The following is a 17,802-nucleotide window of genomic DNA, read 5'->3' on the forward strand; positions in this document are numbered from 1 at the left end:
ATTCTCCTTTAATATTCAATAATAATGATTCCGTCTCCGCCTTTAATAGTCGTTCCACTATTCAAACCATAACCGGCTCCTGAACCGGCTCCAGGAGCAACTGTATTAGATGTGTCTCCCGCATCTCCACCATCTCCAAACCCTGCTCCACCCCCATAAAAATTAACGCCATTGTCTGTGTTGCTAGATCCACCTAAACCAAAAATTGTACTCGACTTATCAAAGAGAGCTGAAGTTGACTGGGTTACAATTGAACTTGAGTGCACAAAAAAATGAGGTGTCGTCCCTTTGTTGCATAATGGAGAATTACCGGTTGCTTGTTTTACCGCACCTTGAAGACCTCCAGCTCCTCCATTACAAACAATACCAAAACCAGAAGTAGCACCGCCAGCATTTCCAGCAATGGTTGTAGAAATATTTGTAAGACCGGTACCACCACGACCAACGACTAATCTATACGTATTTCTCGGAGTAACCTTGATTGGTTTTCTACGAACAGACGCTCCTCCATAACCACCGGTTGAACTTGTCCTCCAGTTATTTATTACAGTAACACCACCACTACCACCAGCACCAAACATGGTTAAAACAATAACGGTAACTCCTTCTGGGCATGCCCAAGAATAAGTACCAGGCATATCAAAAACAGCAATATTACGTTTTAAATCACCATTTTGGATTTTGAGCAAGAGTGAATCTTGTTTATTAATTAGATTTTCTACTACTGTTTTCGTTCTATCAGTTGTTCCTTTGATACCATCCACTACTGTTTTCGTTGTTTCAGTAGTTCTTTTCATTCCATCCACTACTGTTTTCGTTGTTTCAGTAGTTCTTTTCATACCATCTACTACTGTTTTGGTTGTATCAATTGTTCTTTTCATTCCTTCTACTACTGTTTTGGTTGTGTCAATAGTACTTTTCATTCCATCCACTTCGGTTTTCGTTGCATCAGTAGTTCTTTTCATACCATCCACTACTGTTTTCGTTGCATCAGTAGTTCTTTTCATACCATCTACTACTGTTTTCGTTGTTTCAGTTGTTTCTTTAATACCGTCCACTACTATTTTAGTCGTATCAGCAGTTTTTTTCGTACTATCTACTATTGTTTTAGTTACATCAGTAGTTCTTTTCATACCGTCTACTACTGTTTTTATTGAATCAACTGCAGTTTTTATCAGTGCTTGTATTTCAAAACTTGGCAACTTATAAGGCATTATTCAACCACCTCCTGATAATCCATAGTTGGACAATTATAAGTTGTATCCCAACCAAGAATTACTTGATATTTTTTATTACCCTCCATGAATTGGTTATGTTTGGTCATATCCTTCAAATGTGCGGTAATATCACTTACTTGTTCCATAATTTTTGTAGTATTCTGAGATATAGAAGCGACTTTTTCGTCTACATACTTCTTACTTGCAAATATAACTGCAGGATCTACCTTTAGTGTCACAGCACTAGCATTAGATACTTCTAGAATCATACGTAAATACAAATCTTTTAAACTTCCTTGTACGCTCGCAGGCTTATATGTTTCCGGAACCTTTCCAATTGCTAAAAGTACGCCTGCTGTGTTGAAAACACCTATTTCCCTGACGCTAAATCCACCTGCTGTTGCAGGAATAACAGCCTCTACAATTAACCAGTTTGGATTCGTTTCATCAATTGAAATCGAATTAATAGGTCCTCTCCAAACTTCGTTAGCAAGCTTTGTAGCAGTAGCTAAAGGATTATAATAAGCTCCATTACTATCACCTACAGCAATAGTAGAAAAATCTACCTTACTTTGAGAAACTTGTGCGTTTGCAAATGCTGCTATACCAGCGTTCGTTAAAACTGTATAAAAATTTTCAGCCACTTAAATACCCCCTTTTGGGAAAATCGTTGTTGTATCAAAGAACTGCTGTCCTAATCCAAAACGATAAATACCTTTTGTATCAATGTTTGTGATTTGCCATGGAAACACCGATATATCTTCACCAAAAATTGAACAAGATCCTACTTGCGTTTTACCATTTGTAGTAAAGAAAACTTCTATTTTTTCTAAATGTGAACGGATATTTTTATATTCATTAATCATCATAATTAGTGAATTAAGCGTTTCCTCACTAACACTTTTATCCTTGATGTTAACTTCAATCTTAAAGTAATAAGGTTCTCCTCCGTACTGGAACCATTCTTTTAATTTACTATCAAGAGCAAGCTTATTAAATACTAGATGAATAGCTGCAGGCGTACCCTTCTTACGATGCAAGCTAATTGAAGATTTCACTAGTTTTCTCTTCTGGCCAATTGGCAAATTAGCCTCATAAAAATCGACATGCTTTTCAAAAGCTAATAAATCAAGTAACTCACCAGGCATTTCATCGATATTGACTAAATTGCTGACAACTTTTGCTTCCTGATAAGTTTGTTTTAATTGTATTTCTGCAGCTTCAGCAATGGCTTCAAGGACAGGGTCTTGTCTTAAACTAGGGGGCAACAATTTCAATAAGTCACTAGTCATTTGTTAGCCCTTTAAACGTTATTTCTGTTGACAATTCATTTGCAACCTGAGTATCTGCAATTTCAATAAACATAGGTGAACTTACAGATACACGCGCTGCCCCGGCTTGTTTTAGACGTGCTATTAGCTCTGAAAAATCAACATCTCGCCCCATTTTTGAACGTTGCCATATAAGATACCCTTCAAAAGCTTGATTCACTTGCTTTTCGATAATTGGAGAAACTATACTGTTTTGATTTGCAATCCAATACTCTACTGATACTGTGTAATTAACAATCGATGGTGCTTTTACTAATACCTTGTCAGTTAATGGTCGAATTTGGTTATCTCTCATTTTCGTTTCAACTAAGGTCAACTCTTCTTCTACCGGAAGCTTTCCGTTTGCCATAAGAATATAGACATGCACTTCTCCGCTTATCGGTGATTCTACTTTTACATCACTTATATTTTGATTAACAGCCTTAGCCCAATAAATATAAGCACCTTTGGAACCAGCTACGGAGAAACTTTCGGGTGCTAATCGAATTCGTTCTGCATACGTATCATCACTTTCCTCATCTGCACCTCCACTAGTAACGGTCGTGTTTTGGACGGATTTTACATAAGGTAAAGGCTCTACTAACGTGGTGATTTCACCAACTAAAAAGCCATTGCCAATTTCTCCTGGTTCTGTACAAGTGGCTTCAACTGTATAAAGGTGGGTACCTGGCGCAATGATATGGGCTTCCTTTGACTCAAAATAAACATCGCCAACCTGATACCTTGTTCCCGCGGGAATTGTCAGAGCATCTACACGATCTTCTTCTAAACTAAATGCCATTGTGGTCTGTGCATACTTCGCTTGTAGACGTTCTGTAGACATTTCAGCACCCATATGATCTAGCATGTCATCCTCGGCATATGACAAGCGATTCTGGCGCAAACCGTGTTCTAATTTGTTGCGCTCTATGGAAACAAATGCAGCCAAAGCCTGAATAAACTTCAACCTTGGATCTGCACGCTGCAGAGTTAGCCCTGTTTTTTCTCTAACATGTAACAACATTTCACTTTCAATTTGCTCGGGTGCTTTTTCTAAAAAGTATAAATCAGGTAAATTAAAGCGACTCATGAATGCTCACCTGCACTTTTGGCGTTAACCGTCCTTGAAGACCATCTCCTAACACATCTACAGCTACAACGATTGCTCGTGGTTCAAATTTGTGAATCGCTTCGGTTAAATTGGCCACTATTCTTGCTTTTGCAATCGGTATAGGCGTATCGATTACCGTCTTATCCCAACCAAACTCACGGTCCAGTGGGCAACTCATACGAGCTGTGGCCATAATAAAAGCGACATTCTGTAGAATCTCCTCTACACCTGTCGCTCCAAAATCGATTGTTTTCATTGGTTCTGTCGGCTCAACTTCGTACATAACATCACCCTTTCTTAAACGTTGAGTAAGCGTTATTCGCTGTAATATATTTGCCTCCACCAAGGCAATACCAACCATTATTCACACCGTAAACAGTCAATAGCTGATTTTTCATGGCATACCCTATTACCTTATGGTTAGTACCTGGGCCACTTCGTATATGCACCGATTTCACCGTAATGGTCATCGTTCCGAGTGCTTTTTTATTACTGGTAGTTGCTTTTTGCTGCGTGTTTGCCGTTGTTTTTTTAACGACCGTTTTACTTTGCACATACTCTTTTAAAGAAACTGTTACTTCTGCAGATAAGACATTTCCTATTGGATCAATATTTCGTAAGCCTGCCGATAACTCCGCTATTACAAATTTATTTTGCGAGATTGGTTTTTGTCCTAAGATAAAGTGATGTGCTTCCCCTTTATGTTGCATGTTCTCTAACTTTGCTAGTTCCTTTACAGGGTTAATGCCTTGTTCAGCCCGCAATAAAAGGTTGTACGTAATATCCGTTAGCCCCGGCCCATTAAACTCTAATTTTGTCTTGTTGCCTTGAATATCGTGCTCTTCCCACTTTGCACTGCTTTTTTTCTCTAAATCAAAAAATGTCAGAGTTTTTTCCGTGGATACTTCAAAGAGTACATCGCCAAAGCTACCGATTGTCGCCATTTCGAATCCCTTCCTTTATGAAGTACTAGCAATTGGTGAAAGTATTTGGCCATTTACTGTAACAGGCCCTTTTGTTTGGATATTGATTTCACCAGTTATATTAAGATGCAATGTATGTGTTTTAGCGTCATAATCTATCACACTACCATCTTCGAACTCGATACATCGTTTCTCTGATTCGCTACAGGGTGGTTGTGTGCCTTCTGAATAAAAAGCTCCTACAATAAAGCCTTCACTTTGTTTTGTAAATAAACAAAGTACATGTTCACCAATCTTCGGCATCCAGTAATCCTTATTTTTTAAAGTTCCGCGATATAACACACGCAACGGTGCTGATATTTTGTTGTCTTGCTCTTCAATTTTCACCCTTGCTGTTCCATTTGTTGGATCAATGGTTGTGACTTCGCCAACTTGCACACGCATCAATATCCCTCCAAACATTTACGCAAATCGAGTGTTATTTTGCTTTTGTGATGTTGTACCCTCGTCACGATATACTTTCCGTTCAAACGGCCAAACCCGATTAAATCAAACGTCATGCCTGCATCGATATGCATTTCACTGATAACAACCAATTGAATCGTAGTAGCATCTTTATTCACTTCTCTCAATCGTTTTTTCGCCAGTTTTTGAGCTTCTGCCACCGATTTAACCTCTTCCTTTACGACTAATGTACGGCCGACTTTTGGCGCCTTTGGAGGTGTGAATGTTGCCTTAATCGTCTTCTTTTTCCCAGCATCATGTGACTGTACTCGGCAAGCTTTATACGTCCCCGTAAGTGTTGTATTGAAACGCCAATGAAGTACTTGAATGTTAGACGTTTCTTTACTCACACGCAGTATTGTATCAACTACAGGTTTCGCCTCATAATCCGCCTCATCTAATACCACAATGGCACTATTAGATAATTTAAGACATAACCCCTCGTCTTTACATAATCGATGCAAAAAGGCTAAATCCGTTTCAGATTCTTGCTCATAGCGATCTTTTTTAGGATTTTCAGTTGTTTCCCAAAAAAGCTTTAAACGATTCGCTTTCGCAATATCTTGTACTACTTGTTTTAGCGTCGCGTTTTCCCATGCCTTCGATTTATTTTCACCTCGAATGGAATTGGATTCGGGAACAGCTAACGCCTTAATCGTCATGTTTGTTGGTGGTCCATCACCAATTAATTCATCTACCTCAAACTTTCCTAGCTTCGTTTTTACAACGCGATCTGCCCAATGAGTTTTTGCAACTTCAGCTTCTATCAGGGAACCTTTCGATGGGAACCAGTCATTTAACCAATGCACATCCGCATCCTGTAAAACAAGCTGTAAATCATCGATTTCTCCACTTAAATTATCGGTATACGTCCAATCTAATAAATCGTCTCCCAATTCATCGGTCAAACGTGTATTATTGTAGTTTACATTTAGCTCTGTTCGTCTAGCCATCGTCATACATCATCGTGCTCCCCAAGCCATGCAGGACGTGGTGAATAAATCGCTGTATCGATGACCGGAACGTTTAAAACAACATCACCCGTAAAAATAATTGTGTCACGATGCTTTGGATTTGCTTCAAGTAAAAGAGGGAGCAAATACTCGCTCCCCCATAACCGATAGGCAATTAAATCCCACGTATCTCCCTGGATGGTTGTATAGCTATTCATATTGCGTCCTCCTTGATATAGCGCCGCCAGCACCTTGAATCTGCATATTGTCGATACGTGTGCGAAGTCGATTTAACGCGACGATCACATGATGGACAGCAGGTTGAATACCTTGGATAGATGAAACCCACCCCGTAGCTTGTCCGATGGTTGATGCTAACGTTGACATATTTGTATTGGATAGATCGGTAGTTACTTTTAATGAAGCAAAGGACGTAACAAATTCCGTGCTGCCTTGTCCTGTATACTTCGTTAAATTATCCATATTGGCAGTAGTCGTACTAATACTTGTTTCTAGTTTTGTAAATGCTGTATGCGTCGTCTCAAACGTAGTTGCAAGTTGTGTCGCAGCTGCATTTAATTTTGTAGTATCCACTGATTTGGTTACCTCAGTACGTCCTTTATCAGATGGTGCATGACTTGCAGCTCGCTGTCCTCCACGCGCTGTATCTACCGCTTTTCCACCGGCCCATTTTCCCCCAATGTAGCCAGCAGCTCCACCTAACAGAAGACCAAGGGTTGTACCGATTCCTGGGGCAATAGCTGTTCCGATAGCCGCTCCTAGTTTGGCACCACCAAGTCCACCTGCAAATCCACCGGCTGTTTGTGCTGTCGTTTTAACTTTATCTTTTGATTTAAAAATATCATGAACACCCATTGCTAAACCGATTGGCGCAAAGCCTTTACCAATCCCTTTCGCAACAGTCGTTAGCGCCTTTCCGCCACCTTTTACGGCATTTTTCCCTTTGTTAAAGATTTGAGATAAAGCAGATGCTTGTCTAGCTTTAGGAGCTACTTTGGCTGCGCCTTTGTTTGTTCCTTTAGTTTTCGATTTCTTTTCTTTTGAGCTTGTTGGCGCTGTTGTGACTTCACATAAAGTTGCAGTGGCTGCTTGCGCTGCTCCCTTGGTTCTTTTGGCTTTTGATTTTTTTCCTTTTGCTTTTGTAGATGCTGTTTCAACACTTGAAGTATCTTGAGAAGATGCGGAATCTTTCCTTGCTCCTTTCCCGCCTCGTTTCTCCAATGCCCATCGACCTGCACCGATAGCACCTTTTACAAGTGCTCCACCACCAAGCATCCAAGTTACAGCACCCATGCCAAGTGCGCCTGCAAAATTGCCGTTTAATGCATTACCGCCGGCTGCTTTTAAAGAACCTGTAAATGCTCCGAAAAATGCTTTAACTGCTATTTCTCCAAGTTTAGAGAAGATTTTTTCCATTGCTTGGCCGCCGCTGCCACCTAGCCACTCCTCCGCTTTAGCAGTAGCCGTATCCAACATATAAATGACTTTATCGCCTAAATCCATCCCATCAAAATGTTGAAATTTGGCCAAAGCTTTTTCATATTCCTTAAAGGCTTCTGGATCATGCCTGATTTCTGGTGTTAGCTTTGGTTTTAAAGTTGCAAAAGGTTCTAATATATCACGCAAACCCCATGCGATTTTTTCTCCTAAAGATTCAATCTTTGGCATACCATCGTCAATCATGGCGGTTAAACCTTGAAATGTATCTTTAAACACATTCAATGTCGGGGTTGCTATAGCTATTTGAGCTGATTCAAGTGCACTAAACATTTGCTCTTTCGCACCGGCATAATTATCTTTCATTACCGCAGCCGCTTTTGCTGCAGCCCCACTACTATTTTCAAGCGACTTTGTCATTTCATTAATTTTAGCTGGACCAGATCCAAATAGACTTAACATGGCGGTAGAAGCCTCAGTACCGAAAATCGTTGCCGCATACTGTACTTTTTGTGTTTCAGAAAGTTTGGCGGTTGCCTTTTCCCAATCTTGCGAAAGTTGAGTAAGACTTTTAAATTTCCCCTTAGAATCGATAGCCGTAATGTTTAAAGCCTTTAGCGCTTTTTTGGCTTCTGTTGGTGGCTTAGATAATCGAATTAAAGCCATACGCAAGGCTGTTCCGGCCTGTTCCCCAGCCAAACCTTTGTCCACTAAAATACCTGTAGACGCTGCCAACTCCTCTAATTGAATACCGAGTGTATTAGCGACTGGCGCAGCATATTTAAATGAAAAGCCTAAATCAGCGACACCGGCAGCTGTTTTATTGGCACTCATGGCCATCACATCGGCAACCCGACTTGCCTCTTTCGCTTCCAGACCGTAAGCATTAATGGCGGATGTAACAACGTTCGAAACCAACGCTAAATCTTCACTCGATGCTTCTGTCGCTGCAATTAAGCCAGGTATTGCTGCGATAATTTTATTGGCGTCAAAACCTTTTGCACCGAGCTCATCCATTGCAACTGCAACCTGTGACGCTGATAAACTCGAATTGGCTCCTAATCGTAATGCCTCTTTATTTAAAGCTGCCATTTCCATTCGAGTAGCCTCGGTTTTCGCACCTGCTTTGGCCATCTGCGCTTCAAAATCCGCTGCTTTATTCAATGATGACAAAGCCACTGTTGTCGCTGCAACTGCAGTACCACCCACTGCCACACCTGCAGCACGTTTCGCTTTATTCATGCCACTATCAAAGGTAGATTTCAGCGCATTAAGACGGCGTTGGCTTCCTTCTAGCTGTTTTAATTCACGTGCTAGTTTTGCAGTACCTTCTGCATATTGAGACTGATGTATCTTGCCATTACGGAACTCGCGACCGAGGCGAGCCATTTCACGCTGTGCTTCACGTGAGCGTTTTTTTAAATCATTCAGGTTTGTTGTGGCTTTGTTAAAAACATTGTTGAAGGAGCTAGCGACTTTCCCGTTAATCTCGAAAGTCATATCATACGATCTTGATCTAGCCATCTTTTTTCGCTCCTTCCTCTAGTACTTCTTCCAGTACCTCTTTCCACTCTTTCAGTGACAGAAAGGATTGTTGTGCCCAATAGTCAATGGAGGTAAAAGAATTAGAGGCCATGACAAGCAGTAATTTTCTTATATCTCTTGCGCCTCCCGTTGGACCTATAATCCTAACAAAAAATTACGAGCCGTAAAGGTAACTTCGACAAAGTCTGCAATCGATAATTTCATTAAATCGTCCGGTAAAATACCTGAAGCTTTGGACGCTATTTTTAATAAAACATGTTGATTGTAAACGGAATTGAATCCTTCTGGGTGATCTTCTGTTTTTAATTCCGTATCAATTTGCAATACATCAGCGCCGGTCATATTGCCAAAATCCAGTTTAATTTCATTGAAAAAAGTCCCATCAATTTCGATAGGACTTTGTAAAGTAATAACTTTAATATTTAGATTTTCTACTTCTTCTTTTATTTCATTTTGAACTTCTCGATTGTCCTTCATTTCTCATCTGCTCCTTTTACATTAAAGTCCTAATGCTTCTCGAATTTTTGCGCTGTAATCAATGCCGTCCACTTTGTAAATATAATTATGACGATCATATTCAAACATCACTTTGCCATTATACTCAAGCTTTATATAGTAAACCTCAATCTCAGTTGAAGCTTCATACGGTGAGCCTTTTGCCACTTTTCCTAATGGATTTCCTAGTACAGATCCATGCACAAGTACTCTAGAAGGTACATGAGAGCGTGAACGTTTTTTTATATCATAGATTTGATTAGACATCCGTAAGTCTATTTTTAAGCTTTCTGGTTTATAAAAATCAATTAGCTCCCCTGTAATAACACGCCAATTGAGTTTAAGCTTCATCGACTCTAAATGACCGTAATTGGGCGCTTCATATTCTCCTAAAATGCCAGCACCGTTCACAGTCTCTGCCATGAATTTTAACTCGGGTAATTCTGCATCCGTAATACCTAATAAATCAGGTTTATCATTTACGAAAACCCTAAAATCATTTATTTTTTCCGGAAACATGCTTGTCCCCCCTAATCAGTGATAAACAATGCATTATAATAATTCACATCAAACTCTAAAATATTATCAATATCTTGCGCTGGTGTCGGTTCTGCTACTAAATAACGGAAACGTATTTTTCCGCTATTTAAATCCGTTAAAGGGTTATCTTCTTTTCTGAATTCAACGCGTCCGCCAATTAAAACCCCTTGACCTTGTAAACCGTTCAACCACATCCCCATCGTATCCAACACTCTGTTAATTAGTCGCGGACCAATCGGACCATCTACCATACTCCAAGTTGTTAAAATAATGGTGTTACCTAACCAATTGTGCGTAATCCGAACAGGCGTAAAAATATCTTTGACATCCGTGTTGCCAGGGTATGCTCCCGTATAGTTCCCCCAAGCACGCCATCCACCAATAAAGTTAATAGCGGTAGTAATACCTTGGTTATTTAGCAACTCTGCTTGATCCGGTGATAAATCAATTTCTTCATAACCACTGTCTTTCTCTACTAATAATTTGGTCATTGGTAATGATTTATTAGATGGTGATTCGTGAGGAAAATCTCCATTGTCATAAGCCGTTTTCATAATACGACAAGCAATGTGAGACGAAAGGTGATACACTTTTTCACCCATGCCAACAAGTGGCCAACAAACGACTTCATTATGACCCGTATAATTGTTGGTGTTTTTCCATTCATTCACTTTTGTATACGTATTTGCAACACGGGTATTCACATCATCCAACACCTGTGCTTTGAAGTAGGAATTGATGGATGAAGCCTTTGCTTTCATCACCGCTGCTACCGTTGGATCTTTCGAAAACTTAGGTGCAAGAACAAGACCTGGCACCATCCCTAGTTTAGGAAATACATTGTTCAGCAACTCTAAACCTGTACTTTTTCCAGATGCAATATCATAACCACCGATAATATGATTGTTCGTAATGACATTTGGCGTTACATAATCATAAGTGACATTTACGGTTGTTACATTGCCCTTTACTATTGCTAGTACAACTTGGCCATCATCATTAAATGACGCCATATAGTCTTCATCATGTTTCAATTTCGTTTCATTCTTTTGAACAACTAGCGATTTTAATAAAACCCCACTTGTTTCGATGACCCCTTTTTTATTTCGAATCGTTATGGATTCCGTTTTGCTTGTTTTATGTTTTGTTGCATCTAGAACATTTACAAACACAACTGGTGCTACTTTAAATTGTCTAAATGCTAAATCCGCCATTTCGCAAAGGGTGTAATTTGCCCAATCATCGGAGTACCCCAGTGCTTTCACAAATTCCGCAAATGAATAGGCTAAAATGGGCTGATTCACGTTTTCCTGTGTTTCAGCTAAATGAATAGGTGCTGTGCCAAAAACAACCGGAAGCGTCGCTGTTGCTAACACTGGTGCAGAAATAGAAGTAGGAACTTCTCGTACTCTTGAACCATGTCGTATCATCACAATTTCACCTCACTAAAATAGGCTGCTGTTTTTTTAAACCACATCGATTCCACTGAATGCGCATCTAGTAAACGCTGTTGAACCTCCACGAGCTTTTCGGGGGCAATAAACATGTTTCGAAATGCCGGTGATTTTTCAAGGTGATCTTTAAAATGCTCCGGGTACCCCCCAACAAAAGAACTGAAACGTTGTAAACCGATTACGGGTGGCCCTACATAGATAAGAATCTCCTGCGGTACACTCTCTGTAATAACTTGACCTACTTGTTGTAGTGATGCTTGTTGAATTTTAATCATTGAAGGCATCTCCAAACTCACTCCTATCTAATTGAACTGCTGGTGTTGCAAATTCGACTTCCATGACGCCACGCCACAGCGGTTTCATTTGCTCTTCAAAAAGCGCCATTTCGATATCACCTGATAATGAACCAGGGCCTACAAATCCGACTTCTTTTAACGCAAATTTCATCCGGTTCATGACATGCAGCGTATCTCGCCACCCTTGGCGTTCATCCTTGCTATACGTACCAATTAAAAATCTAAATTGTATCGTATTACTATCTTTTAAATTATCTTTTTCATACAAAAAACGAACAATGACGAATGGGTAGTCGTCCTGTTCGGTATCGTCATCACCACGTCGTGCATTCTTCTTCGGTGGCAAATAGCCATCATATACTGTCGGTGGTTTCCATATATCTTCATCTTTCGTTTGCAAGCGCATATCTGCCAAAGCTTCTGTAAAAAAGGCAACTAATTCATCGGTCATATTTAAAGCATCCATCTTATCAGCCTCCGTATAATAGTCGGTTCATTTCATGGTCAAGCCGTTTATCCAATGTTTTTTGTGCATGAGTCGTAATATTAGTAAATACTTTTGGCTCTCTCGTCATTTGTGCTATTGAAGGTCCATATCGTCCCTTAATCGGTAACCGCCTTTTTCCAACACGTGTAAAAGCGTTCATATGTGCATTATCCATTTTTGCAACAAAGGCATGTGGAATGAGTTTTTTACTACTACCTTTTTTCACACGAGCACGCACTGGCATGTCATCGGGCATTGTGGGTGTGATATCAAACTTCATTAATGGCGTTACACCCCCGCTTATATGAACATGTGCTGATAGCTGGCTAGCGGTCGCTTTCTTGACCTTCATCGGCTTTTTTACATCTAGGGCTCGAATCACATACTTAGCTTTAACTTCCTGACTCGCCTTCGTTCTTGAAGATTCTGCAGATCGATTAATTGCACGAGCAAATAGCATCCGTGCTTCTTTTGGTGTTGTAGCAAACAGTGCTTCTAACACTTCCACTTGATGCATTTTTAGTTCAATCATTTTGTCTCCTAACTTTCATTTGCGCTAACGACAATGCGGATAATCCCCATGTCCTCGCTCGCTTCTTCGACATAGTATTCTTCGCCATCCAACATCAGAAGGTTGCCTACTTTCGGAACATAGAAATCGCAACTTTTCACAAAAATTGTTTTAAGATGGACAAACACTTCTTGAGACGCACTTAACTGATCACGGCTATAGTCTTTCACATTTTCCACGTTACTTTCTATAACTACATCAAGGAATTCTCCGTCTAATTCATGCACCTCCGCCAATTCCAGACAATTAAAAAAGACATCTAAATCCTCGGCTACAAGGTCTTTAAATGTCCTATTCATCGGTGTCGTCCTCTAACATCGCATGCGCTTTTCCTTGCTGGATAATCGCTTGTATGACGTCGTCTTTTTTCGAAACACCTGTTAAATCTACCCCAACATCTTTTGCTGTACGTTTTAGATCTTCTGCATTGTATTCAGTGTCGAGCGCAATGCGAAGCTCTTCCATTTCTTCTACAGGTATCGTTACCTTTTGATTTTCAACTCTCTGCTTTTGAAGCTCCTCTTCTGGCGAAAGTACATACTCCGCTGCCTTTAAGTGAACTAATCGTGATTCCTCTGCTTCTGTTAACCCATCGATAATCGCTCCTTTTGCATAAAACACATTATCGTGACGAATCGTATGTTTTGCTCGAATCATATGCGTTCCCCCTTATAGCACTTTCGCTACAAACCAGCTATTTACTTCTTTTGGAATCGGCAACGGTTTGGCACTTAATTGCAAAATTTTTCGAGCAGGGCGTTTTTCCGTCCAAGAATCAGGGACACGATCCGCTTCGTAAGTGATTAAATCCTCCCCTTTAGCAATGGTGATGGCTGCATAGGCCATGGAAAAATCTGCTTCTGTCGCTAGCAAGGCAATCGTTCCAGGAGGCACAATTGGCTTCACCTTATTATCGACATCATCATAATAGCTACTAGCATATTCATAAATACGACCTACCCCTGCAATTGTACCGATATACGTTGCACCATTTGGTAACCTTTCAGGCTTCAGTTCACCAATATTTACATTGCGAATATCTAATAGTTGTAATATGTCATTATCCCTCAACAGGACATCCGTTACATCTGGTGATATGACTACATTATCAACGTTTACAAAGCCTGTTTCTTGGACAGTTCGTACCCAACGTTTCAAATCAGCATATTTTTGTGATGTAAAAGCACTCCATAAGTTCGACCCTGAAAGCGTCTCTCGATTGGTATGATTAAACGAAATCACATAATCGACACCTGCGCCTTTCACATTAATTTCACCATCAAAAATCGCTTGCGCACACATCACTTCTTCTCGACGCGTAATCATGGTGTCGAGCTCTTTTAAATCTTTCACTAGTTTTGCCGCTGCTCGCTCGTCTGGCGTACGAGAAGAATATAAATTTTCGCCCATTGAACGATTTTGTAAATCCGCAGCTGTTGTAATCGTCGTAGGTGCAACTAATGGTGGTGCAAATGTTTCTGTCCGATAGCCGCTATTTTCTACAACTTTACCGCCGATTTTTTCACTTACATACGGTGCAATTTTGGCACGTCCTTTTTTAATATCTACATCGACTATGTTTGTCGGCGATAGTTCTGTATCAGTAAATAACATATCTCGTAAAAATGTCGTGACACGAGGCATGCGCTCGGAAAACTTTAGCATTGTACGTGTTTCAAATAAATTGATAGCCATTGATCTATTCCTCCTTTTGCGGGTCTGCTGGCACAGTATTTCTTAATGTGATCCCGATATTGCTTAGAGCGATATGATAGGGTACTTCATCTGCATCCGCAGGTAAAATAATTTTACGGACATTAAATTCTCCACGCTTGTAACAAACAGCCGGTTTCGTTTCATCAGCCGATGTTGCAATGGCATCCGCCATAATACCGTAAACATCTTTTGCCGAACTCGTTTTCGTCATGGCAACCGCTTGACCTTTTTCATTCAGAGCAAATACTTGTCCTACTGATAATTCTTGGTTTGCCGCTACTGTGATATGCTCTGAAACGACATCTGTTTGAAAGCCGCCTAGTAAATTATCAAACTCTAAAATCGGCATGCTATTTCACTCCATTCCCTAACACTTTATTAACAAGTGCATCTATTTCATTGTCATCATTATTCGTTGGTGCTTCCTGCCCTTCAATACCATTAAGTACCGAAGCATCTTGTTGGATATTTACTAGCTTCGTTGTACGTTGTTGCGTCTGCGCGTTTAACAGTTGTAACGCTGTTTCAGCAGCCGTCATGCCTGTTTCAAACTTCGCTTTATTCACGATTTCTTCAAAGCCAGGTAGTGCAATATTTTCAATTTCCTGAATACGTTGACGCTCAGCTGCAATTGCATCTTCTTTGGCTTTATTGCGAATTTGCTCGACTAAGTCAGGGTGTTTACTTTCTAATTCCTTTACATCCATTTGTTGTTTCTCTCCTTCCACTGCTACTTGCTCGCTTGTTAGTGAAACATTGTTGTTGACGACTAAATTTGGCTCTCTCGCTAACAATTTGCGCATTTTGTCGATTACTGCTTTAGGTAATAAACCATTGGAGCCAAAATCCTGTGCCATTTGTGCTGAAGCAACGACTTCTACATCCTCTGTAAACATAATGCTATCGACAAAGCCATGCTCCACTGCTTGCTGTGCATTCATCCAAGTCTCCGCGTCCATCATCTGCTTTAACTCATCGTCTGACTTTTTCGTTTTCACTTTATAGGTTTGCATTATCGCTTCATTTGTTTTGATTAATAATTGCTTCATCGCTTCCATTTCACGATAATCACCTTGTGCAATAGTCGATGCATTATGAATCATTAATGCGCCTACAGGAGCTATAACTGTTCGTTTCGTAGCCATTGCAATAATGGACGCTGCACTTGCACAAACGCCCGTAATTTCTGCTACAGAATCACCAGGAAATTTTTTAATATGCGACCATATTTCGGACGCTGCATAAACAGATCCACCAGGACTATTAATATTAACGATCAGCTCTTTTTCGTTACTTGATATTGCTTTATCAATTTGCTGCATAATGCGTTTAGGGCTAACAGCAGGAATCCCATACCAGTCATAAATCCATTGTTCTCCGTCTGGTACAATCGCGCCACGAAGGTCAATCCTCATCGTCTATCTCACCCCTTTCTCCTGTACAATATTTTTCATAATTTCTAAATAACTCAAATCGAGCCCCGCCTCGCGACGTGCTTGTTCTTCACGCACACGCTGTGCATGATTAAGCCAGTAGTTACCCCCTGTTAGTTCAACCGTTTCACGTGCTCTCGTGCTAAATTCATTTTCCACACGTAACATCGCAGCCTGTACTTCTTTTAATGGGTCGAGTTGTCCTTGTGTTGGCCCGTTCCATTCAGCACCACAATAAGCTTTTCGCACCAATCGATTATCCAAAAAACCAGGTGCTTGAATTCTGCCAAGAAGGATTGCTTCTGTTAACCATTCCTCATAAATTGGCTGGCAAAAACCATTTGCTAAAAACGTGCGCCGCATCTTAAACATCTTCCATGCTTCTAAAAGTGCAGCTCGTGAGGCTGAATAACTGGATGTAAAATGTTTTAATAATATTTCATAAGGGAGCTCTAACGCTGTTCCAATTTGACGACAAACAGCTACAACAAATGGATCAAATGAGGCATTATTACGTGCTGGATTGGAGGTATTTGCTTTTTCACCTTCAGCAAGTGCCACAATCGCACCTGCGCCAAGTTCATAGCTTAATTCATCCTCTTTATCCACTTGTTCTTGTTCATTAATGGCTGACCCTAACGGAGGCGCATCATACTCATCCTTCGTTTCAATGAAAACTGTAAACAGTGAAGACACAAGGGCAGCCGTTAACTCAGCGTCAGTATATCTTCCGAGCTGTTTTAAGCTCTCAATTACCGGTGCCAGGATTGGCACACCTCGTCGTTGCTCTGGCCGTTCAGACTCCATTAAATGCAATATATTTTGACGTCCGCTCTTCTGACCAAACTTGTCGATACGTACCCACTTTTTCTGACCGGTACTCTCCGCTAAAGGATGTGTATCACAAATATGGTAAGCAACAACTTCCCCATACCGACCAAGCTCCACGCCATTGATAATGTTTTTACTTGCTCCATTTGGACTACAGATACGGTCACTTTCAAGTAGCTGCACACGTAATCCATACCAATGTTGTTGATGGTTACGATAAGGCAACGTTGCAAACACCTCTCCACTCATCAAACACGATATAAATGCCAGTTGCTGCAACTCATAAAAATTATTCATTTGCAACGCATCACACATAATAGAATCAGCCCATAGAGCAAACTCACGTTCAACTGTCGTTTCCCATGCATCCGCTTCCTCAATAGACAAACCTAAAAACTCATGGTCAATTTGGCTGTTTAAAATCAAACCGTAGCCTACAACATTCGTTCGTATCGTTTTAATTGAGCCAGTAGCAAGTGGGGTGTTCATATACAGGTCACGAGATCGTTGACGCAACGTATCTTGATTGTCATCGATATCTTCTTTTGTGGAACCACCTTTAAAAATCCAACCAATCATCGATTTTTTACGCCTATTCGCGCCACTATTGGCGTAACCTGAATTGATAATTTGTAGTCGCTTGCGAGCACCTGCACGCTTCAATGCTCTTTCAGGCGAAACAACCTCAATCGCTTTATCCAATAAGTTCACTTGTTACACCCCCTACAAATCACGCGGCACAACTCGTATCACCCGTCTACGGCTTCGACCATACTCTCGCATTTCTGCTAGCGCTAACTCGCTTCTCCAAAACTTTATTTGATCCCTTACTTGCGCCAAATTTGCACGGTCAAAACGTCGATTTTCAAACGAATAACTCTGATTAATGGCTATTTTCGCCTCTGCCTCCAACCAAATAGCTAACCTTTCTCTACATTCATCAACTGTAAAAGCCATC

At 40.5% G+C, this 17,802-nt stretch carries 23 protein-coding genes; all 23 read right to left on the reverse strand.

Annotated elements, in window-relative coordinates; translation table 11 throughout:
* Positions 1–8 precede the first annotated feature (8 nt).
* The 23 genes from FH508_RS12840 to FH508_RS12950 all read right to left on the reverse strand — a co-directional run bounded on the left by FH508_RS12840 (position 9) and on the right by FH508_RS12950 (position 17,801).
* Complete coding sequence (locus FH508_RS12840) at positions 9–1,214, reverse strand: glycine-rich domain-containing protein (protein WP_172771695.1); 1,206 nt, start codon at positions 1,212–1,214, stop codon at positions 9–11.
* On the reverse strand, positions 1,214–1,861 hold the full coding sequence (locus FH508_RS12845) for a phage tail protein (RefSeq protein WP_172771696.1): 648 nt from the start codon (positions 1,859–1,861) through the stop codon (positions 1,214–1,216). Before FH508_RS12845 ends, FH508_RS12840 begins: the two co-directional genes overlap by 1 nt.
* On the reverse strand, positions 1,862–2,509 hold the full coding sequence (locus FH508_RS12850; RefSeq protein WP_172771697.1) for a phage tail protein I: 648 nt from the start codon (positions 2,507–2,509) through the stop codon (positions 1,862–1,864).
* Positions 2,502–3,617 carry a baseplate assembly protein gene (locus tag FH508_RS12855; RefSeq protein WP_172771698.1) on the reverse strand — a complete coding sequence of 372 codons (1,116 nt, stop codon included), beginning with the start codon at positions 3,615–3,617 and terminating at the stop codon, positions 2,502–2,504. Before FH508_RS12855 ends, FH508_RS12850 begins: the two co-directional genes overlap by 8 nt.
* Positions 3,604–3,921: a GPW/gp25 family protein gene (locus FH508_RS12860; protein ID WP_172771699.1), complete on the reverse strand. Its 318-nt coding sequence runs from the start codon at positions 3,919–3,921 to the stop codon at positions 3,604–3,606. The genes FH508_RS12855 and FH508_RS12860 overlap by 14 nt, the downstream gene beginning before the upstream one ends.
* A gap of 4 nt (positions 3,922–3,925) precedes the next feature.
* Complete coding sequence (locus tag FH508_RS12865) at positions 3,926–4,582, reverse strand: phage tail protein (protein ID WP_172771700.1); 657 nt, start codon at positions 4,580–4,582, stop codon at positions 3,926–3,928.
* A gap of 15 nt (positions 4,583–4,597) precedes the next feature.
* Positions 4,598–5,005 carry a phage baseplate assembly protein V gene (locus tag FH508_RS12870; protein ID WP_172771701.1) on the reverse strand — a complete coding sequence of 136 codons (408 nt, stop codon included), beginning with the start codon at positions 5,003–5,005 and terminating at the stop codon, positions 4,598–4,600.
* A complete protein-coding gene (locus FH508_RS12875) occupies positions 5,005–6,024 on the reverse strand; it encodes a phage late control D family protein (RefSeq protein ID WP_172771702.1) in 1,020 nt (339 codons plus the stop codon). Before FH508_RS12875 ends, FH508_RS12870 begins: the two co-directional genes overlap by 1 nt.
* On the reverse strand, positions 6,021–6,236 hold the full coding sequence (locus FH508_RS12880; RefSeq protein WP_172771703.1) for a tail protein X: 216 nt from the start codon (positions 6,234–6,236) through the stop codon (positions 6,021–6,023). The genes FH508_RS12875 and FH508_RS12880 overlap by 4 nt, the downstream gene beginning before the upstream one ends.
* Positions 6,229–9,000, reverse strand: coding sequence for a phage tail tape measure protein (locus FH508_RS12885; protein ID WP_172771704.1), 2,772 nt, complete (start codon positions 8,998–9,000; stop codon positions 6,229–6,231). Before FH508_RS12885 ends, FH508_RS12880 begins: the two co-directional genes overlap by 8 nt.
* A gap of 156 nt (positions 9,001–9,156) precedes the next feature.
* Positions 9,157–9,498: a phage tail assembly protein gene (locus tag FH508_RS12890; RefSeq protein ID WP_172771705.1), complete on the reverse strand. Its 342-nt coding sequence runs from the start codon at positions 9,496–9,498 to the stop codon at positions 9,157–9,159.
* Between the two features lie 21 nt (positions 9,499–9,519).
* Entirely contained in the window at positions 9,520–10,035 is a 516-nt protein-coding gene (locus tag FH508_RS12895) for a phage major tail tube protein (RefSeq protein WP_172771706.1), read from the reverse strand.
* 11 nt (positions 10,036–10,046) lie between these two features.
* Positions 10,047–11,489, reverse strand: coding sequence for a phage tail sheath family protein (locus tag FH508_RS12900; protein ID WP_172771707.1), 1,443 nt, complete (start codon positions 11,487–11,489; stop codon positions 10,047–10,049).
* Complete coding sequence (locus FH508_RS12905; protein ID WP_228134068.1) at positions 11,486–11,785, reverse strand: hypothetical protein; 300 nt, start codon at positions 11,783–11,785, stop codon at positions 11,486–11,488. The genes FH508_RS12900 and FH508_RS12905 overlap by 4 nt, the downstream gene beginning before the upstream one ends.
* The gene (locus FH508_RS12910) at positions 11,778–12,272 is read right to left on the reverse strand and encodes a hypothetical protein (protein WP_025219710.1); all 495 of its coding nucleotides are present in this window, start codon (positions 12,270–12,272) and stop codon (positions 11,778–11,780) included. Before FH508_RS12910 ends, FH508_RS12905 begins: the two co-directional genes overlap by 8 nt.
* 4 nt (positions 12,273–12,276) lie before the next feature.
* Entirely contained in the window at positions 12,277–12,825 is a 549-nt protein-coding gene (locus FH508_RS12915; RefSeq protein WP_172771709.1) for a phage tail protein, read from the reverse strand.
* Positions 12,826–12,833: 8 nt separating this feature from the next.
* A complete protein-coding gene (locus FH508_RS12920; RefSeq protein WP_172771710.1) occupies positions 12,834–13,163 on the reverse strand; it encodes a hypothetical protein in 330 nt (109 codons plus the stop codon).
* Positions 13,156–13,521, reverse strand: a complete 366-nt coding sequence (locus tag FH508_RS12925) for a hypothetical protein (protein WP_172771711.1) — start codon at positions 13,519–13,521, stop codon at positions 13,156–13,158. The genes FH508_RS12920 and FH508_RS12925 overlap by 8 nt, the downstream gene beginning before the upstream one ends.
* A 12-nt stretch (positions 13,522–13,533) precedes the next feature.
* Positions 13,534–14,559, reverse strand: a complete 1,026-nt coding sequence (locus FH508_RS12930; RefSeq protein WP_172771712.1) for a major capsid protein — start codon at positions 14,557–14,559, stop codon at positions 13,534–13,536.
* 4 nt (positions 14,560–14,563) lie between these two features.
* Positions 14,564–14,929, reverse strand: coding sequence for a head decoration protein (locus FH508_RS12935; RefSeq protein WP_172771713.1), 366 nt, complete (start codon positions 14,927–14,929; stop codon positions 14,564–14,566).
* A gap of 1 nt (position 14,930) precedes the next feature.
* Complete coding sequence (locus FH508_RS12940; protein ID WP_172771714.1) at positions 14,931–15,995, reverse strand: head maturation protease, ClpP-related; 1,065 nt, start codon at positions 15,993–15,995, stop codon at positions 14,931–14,933.
* A gap of 3 nt (positions 15,996–15,998) precedes the next feature.
* Positions 15,999–17,555, reverse strand: coding sequence for a phage portal protein (locus FH508_RS12945; RefSeq protein ID WP_172771715.1), 1,557 nt, complete (start codon positions 17,553–17,555; stop codon positions 15,999–16,001).
* A 12-nt stretch (positions 17,556–17,567) separates the two neighbouring features.
* Positions 17,568–17,801, reverse strand: a complete 234-nt coding sequence (locus tag FH508_RS12950; protein ID WP_217270084.1) for a DUF6148 family protein — start codon at positions 17,799–17,801, stop codon at positions 17,568–17,570.
* Position 17,802: the final 1 nt, after the last annotated feature.

It is taken from the genome of Lysinibacillus sp. CD3-6 (genome assembly GCF_006351725.2).
In the GTDB taxonomy this organism is placed as follows: Bacteria; Bacillota; Bacilli; order Bacillales_A; family Planococcaceae; genus Lysinibacillus.